Below are 7,474 nucleotides of genomic sequence, written 5' to 3' on the forward strand. Positions count from 1 at the left end.
AAAATAGACTCTTTCTCTTTTTCAAATATTTCAATTTCGCAATTCTATATTAAAATGGATAAAAAACTTATTTTAAATATTGAAAATATCGAATTAAAATCAAAAAAAACTGAAACTAAAAGCTCTTTTGATGAATTAAAAAAAGACTTAGAGACATTACCTATGATATTGAAATTATTCCAGAAAATCGATATTGAAAGATTAAAAGTAGGAGATAATGAATTTAAAATAATTTTAGATGAAGACACTTTATACTTAGATAATAAATTTGTAAATATTTCTTCAAAAATAGATATTTCATCAAAACAAGTAATCTTTGATTTAGATTCTTTATACCTAAAAGATGTAGAATTGTTATTAGATGGAAAAATAAAAGTTGATTATTTTAATGAAAAAATGGATTATTTTGGAAATTTTTATTATCAAGATATTAAAAGTCATATCAATGTTGAAATGACAAAAAAATTAGCAAAGTTTTATTTAGCTAGTGAATCTTTTAAAAGTCTGAAATTCTTAAAAAAATTTGTAAACCTTGATGCAGAAGCAGAAGCTTGGATGTATGATAATGTAGAAGGAAATATAAAATTACAAAATTTTTATGGAGAATTTGATTTAGAAAAAAATGAACTTTTATTTGATTCTTTAAGGGGAAATGCTCAAATTGAAGCTGCAAAAATTAGATTTCATAAAGATGTTGACGTCGTAAATACAAAAAATTTAGATATTACTTTTGAGAATGATAGTTTAGGATTTAATTTAATTGAACCAACTTTTAAAGGTAAAAGCTTAGAAGGAAGCTCTGTAATTATTCATAATTTAACAAGTGAACAATTAGGTGAAGTTGAAGTAAATATAAAAGCTAACACTAAACTTGATAAAGATATTCTAGATATCTTAAAAGCCTATAATATTAATCTTCCTTTAGTTCAAAATAGCGGTAACACTCAAGCTTCTCTACAGATGATTTTTCCTTACGTAGCAAGTAAACCAATGATTACAAAAGGCGTTTTTTTACTTAATGATGCTGATATTCTTATAAATAAATTTGCCTTTTCTTCAAAAAGTGCAGAAGTTCTTTTAAATGATTCAATGATAGAAATTAAAAATGCAGATTTTAAATATAAAAATATGATTGATGCAATTGTAAATATAAATTTAGATACAAAGACTTTAAAATCTGAAGGTTATGTTGATATTAAATCTTTTTTAATTGCAAAAGAAAATAAAGAAGAAATAGTAAATATTAAAAATCAAAAATCAGCTATTGCAATGGATTTTAGTAAAGATGTTAATATAGATTTAAAAGATTTAGAAACAACAGTAAAGGTATCTGATTTAATTTATGTTGATATTAAAAATCTATCAAAAATTTATCCTCATTCTAAACTTTTAAAAGATATTTCGATAAAAGATGGAAATATCTCTTTGAGTGTAAAAGATGATAAAAATATTAATTTTATCGCAAATATAAAAGGCCTTGATTTTCCTATTGAAAAAGATGGTAAGTTAGTAGATATTCTTAATATAAAGGGTTCAATTGAAGATAAAAATATTTTAATTTCTTCAGATGATGAAAAATTAAAAGTAGAAGTTAAAGATCAAATAAATATTTACTTAAAAGACTTAGATGTGCTAATAGATACAAAAAAAGCAAATATTTCTTCAAAAACAAATATGAATATTTTTTTAGATAATAGTAAGTTAAAAATAGATGATTCAGTTTACCAGCTAAAAAATGCAAAAGTAAATATAAAAAAAGATGAAATTGCTTTTAATGCACTAGTTACAGATTTGGATATTCCTTTAAAGAAAAATGATAAAAAAGTTCAAGAATTATCACTTGAGGGAATATCTACAAAGAACTTAACAACCTTATACACAAAAAATAAAGATTTGATTTTAGAATTAAAAAAAGATTTAATTACTTTGAAAGTTGATGGGTATGATGTTTTATATTCTACTGAAACTAATGAAGAGGAAAATGCGGATAAAAAAGAAGATAGTAGAAATATAGATATTTCAGGAAAAAATTCTAATATTTTTATAAATGAGAAATATAAATTTTTAGCAGATAATTATGAGATAAGTATAAGAGCTGATAAAAGTAAATATATAAGTATACAGTATAAAAAAACAAATATTACATTTAAGCAATCTAAAGATGAAAAAATTGATATATTTTCAAATGAAATTAATGATGAGTTTGTAAATGCAATTTTTGATAAAAAAATATTTGAAGGCGGAAATATATTATTACTAGCAAATGGTGATATAAATAATCTAAATGGAAAATTGATGATAAAAGATACTAATGTTGATGATTTAGCAATATTAAGTAATCTTTTGATCTTTATACAAACTTCTCCTGCACTTATAAATCCATTTCTTGCAATTCCTTCTGTAGTAGGAATGGCTACAAATTCAGGATTTAATTTAACTGCATATAAAATAATAAACGGTTCTATAGAGTTTAATTATAGTAAGGAAAAAGAACTTTTAGATATTAAAAAGCTTGTAACTGTTGGAAATGGTATTGATTTTGATGGAAAAGGAAAAGTAAATCTAAATGATATGACACTAACTTCAGATATTAAACTTGTATTTCTAAAAGATTACTCAAAAATAGTAGGAGCAATTCCTGTGGTAAATTTCGTTTTATTAGGTGATAATAATAGAGTTGAAACACAAGTGAATGTATTTGGAGACTTAGCTAATCCAAAGATTTCTACAAACTTAACAAAAGATGCTTTTAGTGTGCCTATGAATATAGTAAAAAGAATATTAACATCACCAGGAGCATTATTAGATTTTGTAACTGGAAAAGAGACCCAAGAAGATAAACAAGACAAAGAGAATATGATAAATAAGCCTTTAGAATAAAAGGCTTATTTACTTTGTAAATTGGGGTTTTAATTACTACTCGTTTCTTAAAACATCAATAACATCAATATTAGTAGCTTTTGAAGCTGGATAATAAGATGAAATAAGTACGATAATCACAGCACCTACAATAATAGAAATAAAATCACTCATAGCTAAATCAAGTGGAAGTTTAGCACTACCATAAACATCAGCAGGTAAAGTAACAATATCAAAGTTATCTAAAAGCCAATAACCAATAAATCCTAAAGCTATTCCTGTTAAAATACCTGCAAAACCTATAATAGTTCCTACTCTTAAGAAAATAGTTTTAATTTCTTTAGAAGATGCACCCATTGATAAAAGTAGGGCAATCTCTTTTCTTCTACTCATTACTGTCATTAAAAGAGATGAAATGATATTTAAAGAAGCAACTAAAATAATTAGCATTAAAACTATAAATAAAGCTGTTTTTTCCATTTTCATAGCGGCAAAGAAATTACCATTTTGTTGCCACCAACCTACAACTCCACTATTTGTTCCTCTAAGAGACTCTTTTAATTTTTCCATATCTGCAAAAGCATCATCAGAGTGAATATGAATACCATCATAATAACCAGGTTCTTTTTTCAGTAGTATTTGTAAAGCTTCTAAAGAAGTATACATATATGATTTATCATAAGCATTAAGACCTGAATTAAAAGAGTTTACATAAGTAAATCTTTTCATTTTTGGCATCATTGAAAAACCTGTTGGATTTAACTCTGTAAAGTATAAAGTAGCCTTTGATCCACCATTTAACAATAGTTTATCAGAGATTCCTGAACCTGTAATTATGTCATATTTATCCATTTGAAGAGTTCCTAAAGCATCTTTATAAATAGGATTTATTAAAGCTTCTTTTTCAGGTACAACTCCAAAAATCATACCTCCACTCATTGCTTCACCACTTTGTATAATTGCTTGTGATGATATAAAAGGTGAGAATTTTAAATTTGGATACTCTTTTTGTAGTTTATTTAATAAGTCTTCATTTAAAGAGTTATCCATTTTTGGATAAATAGTTAAAGGATAGTTCATTGTGAAAAGTTTTCTTTCAAACTCTTTGGCTGTCCCATTCATAATTGCCATAGATAAAATCAAAACCATAACACCAATAGAAACACCTACAAATGCCAAAATGGCACTTATAGATATAAAAGGATTTTTTTTGTCAAATCGTAAATATTTTTTTACAATAAAATTAACCAATTTTTTATTCAAGTTATTTACCTGCAGCTAAACCAATTTTTGGACCACTTTTACCGCAACAATGTTTATATTTCAAACCACTTCCACAAGGACAGTCTTCATTTCTAGCAATTTTTTTATCACTATTTTTTACAGCTTCTTGTGCAACATTAGTTGTGATATGTTCTGTTGAACTCTCCATTTGCTCTTTCATTTTAGCAATTGCTGCTTGTTCTTTTTCTCTATCTTCATTCGATTGAAGTTGAATTGTAAATAAAATTTTTATAATTTCATGTTTGATATTCGAAATCAGTTCAATAAACATATTATAAGACTCTTTTTTATACTCAACTAATGGATCTTTTTGGTTATATCCTCTAAGACCAATCCCCGCTTTTAAAGTATCCATAGAGTATAAGTGCTCTCTCCATGCTTTATCTAGAATTTGTAAATATAAAATTCTTTCAATTTCACTTTTTTGTTCAGGTGCAGCCATTGACATTTTTGAATTATAAATTTCTCTTAACATTATTTTTAATTTTTCTTCTAAATCTTCATAAGAATCAGTTTTCAAATCATCAATTGTTACAATAAATCTTAACTCTTCTTCTAATTTTGTTTTAACATAATCTAAATCAAAATCTTCAGATGGCATACCATTTATAATGTGAGCATTTGATAATAAGGTATGAATATATTCAATTCTATTTTCTTCTAGCTTTGAATCAATATCATAATCAGGTTTTAATAAATCATTTCTAAAACTATAAATAACTTTTCTTTGTTGATTAGCAACGTCATCATATTCAAGTAAGTGTTTTCTACTTTCAAAATGCATTGATTCTACTTTTTTCTGAGCATTTTCAACAGCACGAGTTACCATTCTAGATTCGATATGTTCACCTTCTTCAATACCTAATCTTTCCATGATTCCTTTAATTTTATCACTTCCAAAGATTCTTAAAAGATTGTCTTCTAAAGATAGATAAAATTGAGACTCACCCACATCACCTTGACGTCCTGCTCTTCCTCTTAACTGATTATCAATTCTTCTAGATTCATGTCTTTCAGTTCCTATAATTGCTAATCCACCAAGATCTAAAATCTCTTTTGTAAGTTTAATATCAACTCCACGTCCAGCCATATTTGTAGCAATTGTAACTGCACCTTTTTGACCAGCATCAGCGATGATTTTCCCCTCTTTTTCATGTTGTTTAGCATTTAAAACTGTATGAGGAATTTTTTTCTTAACTAGTATTTCATGTAGTTTTTCTGATTTTTCAATTGAAGCAGTACCAACAAGAACAGGTTGTCCTTTTTCATGTAGTTGTTTAATTTTATTGCAAACAGCTTCAAATTTTTCCCTTTCACTTTTATAAATAAGGTCATTTTTATCAATTCTTTTAATATCAACATTTGTAGGAATTGAAACAACATCTAAATTATAAATTTCTGCAAATTCTGTAGCTTCTGTTTGAGCTGTTCCTGTCATACCTGCTAATTTGTTATACATTCTAAAATAATTTTGGAAAGTAATATCTGCTAATGTTTGAGATTCATCTTGAATAGAAACACCTTCTTTAGCTTCTAAAGCTTGGTGTAAACCTTCAGAAAATCTTCTTCCTTCACTTAGCCTTCCTGTAAACTCATCAACAATAATAACTGTATTATCTTTTACAACATAATCAACATCTTTTTCAAAAATATAATTTGCTTTTAATGCTTGATCAAGTGAATGTGAAAGCATTGCATTTTCTATTGAATATAAATTATCAACTGCAAAAAGTTTTTCAGCATTTTCATGACCTTGCTCCGTTAACATAACTGATTTATTTTTTTCATCGACAATAAAATCACCAGTTGTTGTTGGTTTTTCAGCAGAGTTTTTAGGTTCAATCAATTGACCTTTCTCTAACTGTAGTGCAATTTGATTTGCTCTTAAATAATCAGAACTTTTGTGATTTGTAGGTCCTGAAATAATTAAAGGAGTTCTTGCTTCATCGATTAAAATCGAGTCAACTTCATCAACAATTACGAAGTTATGTTCCCTTTGAACTTTTTCGCTAATATCGTAATTCATATTATCTCTTAGATAATCAAATCCAAATTCATTGTTTGTTCCATATGTTATGTCACAAGCATAATGAGCTCTTCTTTCATTATCGTCTCTAATTCCACCAACTACAGCACCAACACTAAATCCTAAAAAGTTATATAAAGCAGTTAGTTCAGAGGCATCTCTTGAAGCAAGGTAATCATTTACAGTTACAACATGTACACCTTTTCCTGTAAGTGCATTTAAAGTTACTGCTAATGATCCAACTAAAGTTTTACCTTCACCTGTTTTCATTTCAGCAATTCTTCCTTCATGTAAAACCATAGCACCAATTAGTTGCACATCATAAGGTCTCATATTTAAAGTTCTCTTAGAAGCTTCTCTAGTAATTGCAAAAGATTCATTTAAAACATCATTCAATGATTTTTTTTCTTTTTGTACAAGCTCTTTTAGTTTATTAAATTCGCTTTGTAGCTCTTCGTCGCTTAAATTTTCATATTTACTTTCAAGAGCGGTTATCTCTTGCGCTCGTTTTCTATATTGTTTTACTTCCCTATCGTTTCTTGTACCAAAAATCTTTGAAAAAACATTTAACATAAAATTAGTTCCTTTTCGTTATAATCCCAATGATTATATAAAAAAAAAGGTTAAAATATGTTTTATAAATTAATAATCTCTTCTATGCTTTTCTTAAGTGTTAGTTTTGCAGCTAATGATATAAAAAATTTAGATACATTTAAAGCTAGTTTTACGCAAAAAATTGTTTCTACTTCTGATAATATTATTGAATATAAAGGTGACGTATTTATTAAAAAAAGTGGAAAAATTTTATGGCAATACAAAACACCTGTTGTAAAAAATGTTTATATTAATGATAACTTTGCTGTTGTTGATGAGCCTGAATTAGAACAAGCTATTTACACAGAACTTGAAAGTGAAATAAATATTATTAAACTTTTAAATACTTCTAAAAAAATTGACAATAATACTTATGATACAAATATTGATGGTGTCGATTATATAATCAAAACATCTAAATCTGATGATAAAATTGAATTCATAAACTATAAAGATAAATTAGAGAATAAAGTAGAAATTAAATTTTCAAATGTAGTTCAAAATGGTGAGATTTCAGATCAAATTTTTAAATTCACAGTTCCAGATTACTACGATATTATAAGAAAATAGATTTTAAGAATTAAAAGATATAATACAATTTAGGTAAACCAGACAATAGCTTGAATAAAATCAAGAGGAAAGTCCGGGCTGCTGTGAAGTGTGGTTCCATTTAAATAATGGCTAGGGTAACCTAAGGGATAGTGCAACAGA

Annotated in this window: 4 protein-coding genes; 2 read left to right on the top strand and 2 right to left on the bottom strand. The window is 26.5% G+C overall.

What is annotated here, in order from left to right; translation table 11 throughout:
• Window positions 1-54: 54 nt before the first annotated feature.
• Entirely contained in the window at window positions 55-2,880 is a 2,826-nt protein-coding gene (locus ABVS04_RS09640; protein WP_368030492.1) for an AsmA-like C-terminal domain-containing protein, read from the top strand.
• A 36-nt stretch (window positions 2,881-2,916) separates the two neighbouring features.
• On the opposite strand, the gene ABVS04_RS09645 is transcribed toward ABVS04_RS09640, so the two are convergent.
• Both ABVS04_RS09645 and secA read right to left on the bottom strand, forming a co-directional pair.
• Window positions 2,917-4,122 carry an ABC transporter permease gene (locus tag ABVS04_RS09645; protein ID WP_368030493.1) on the bottom strand — a complete coding sequence of 402 codons (1,206 nt, stop codon included), beginning with the start codon at window positions 4,120-4,122 and terminating at the stop codon, window positions 2,917-2,919.
• Window position 4,123: 1 nt separating this feature from the next.
• Complete coding sequence (gene secA / locus ABVS04_RS09650) at window positions 4,124-6,742, bottom strand: preprotein translocase subunit SecA (protein WP_368030494.1); 2,619 nt, start codon at window positions 6,740-6,742, stop codon at window positions 4,124-4,126.
• 57 nt (window positions 6,743-6,799) lie between these two features.
• Between secA and lolA the strand changes: the two genes are divergently transcribed.
• Window positions 6,800-7,333: a LolA-like outer membrane lipoprotein chaperone gene (gene lolA, locus ABVS04_RS09655; RefSeq protein WP_368030495.1), complete on the top strand. Its 534-nt coding sequence runs from the start codon at window positions 6,800-6,802 to the stop codon at window positions 7,331-7,333.
• Window positions 7,334-7,474: the final 141 nt, after the last annotated feature.

This window comes from Arcobacter sp. s6, assembly GCF_040884245.1.
Taxonomy (GTDB): domain Bacteria; phylum Campylobacterota; class Campylobacteria; order Campylobacterales; family Arcobacteraceae; genus Aliarcobacter.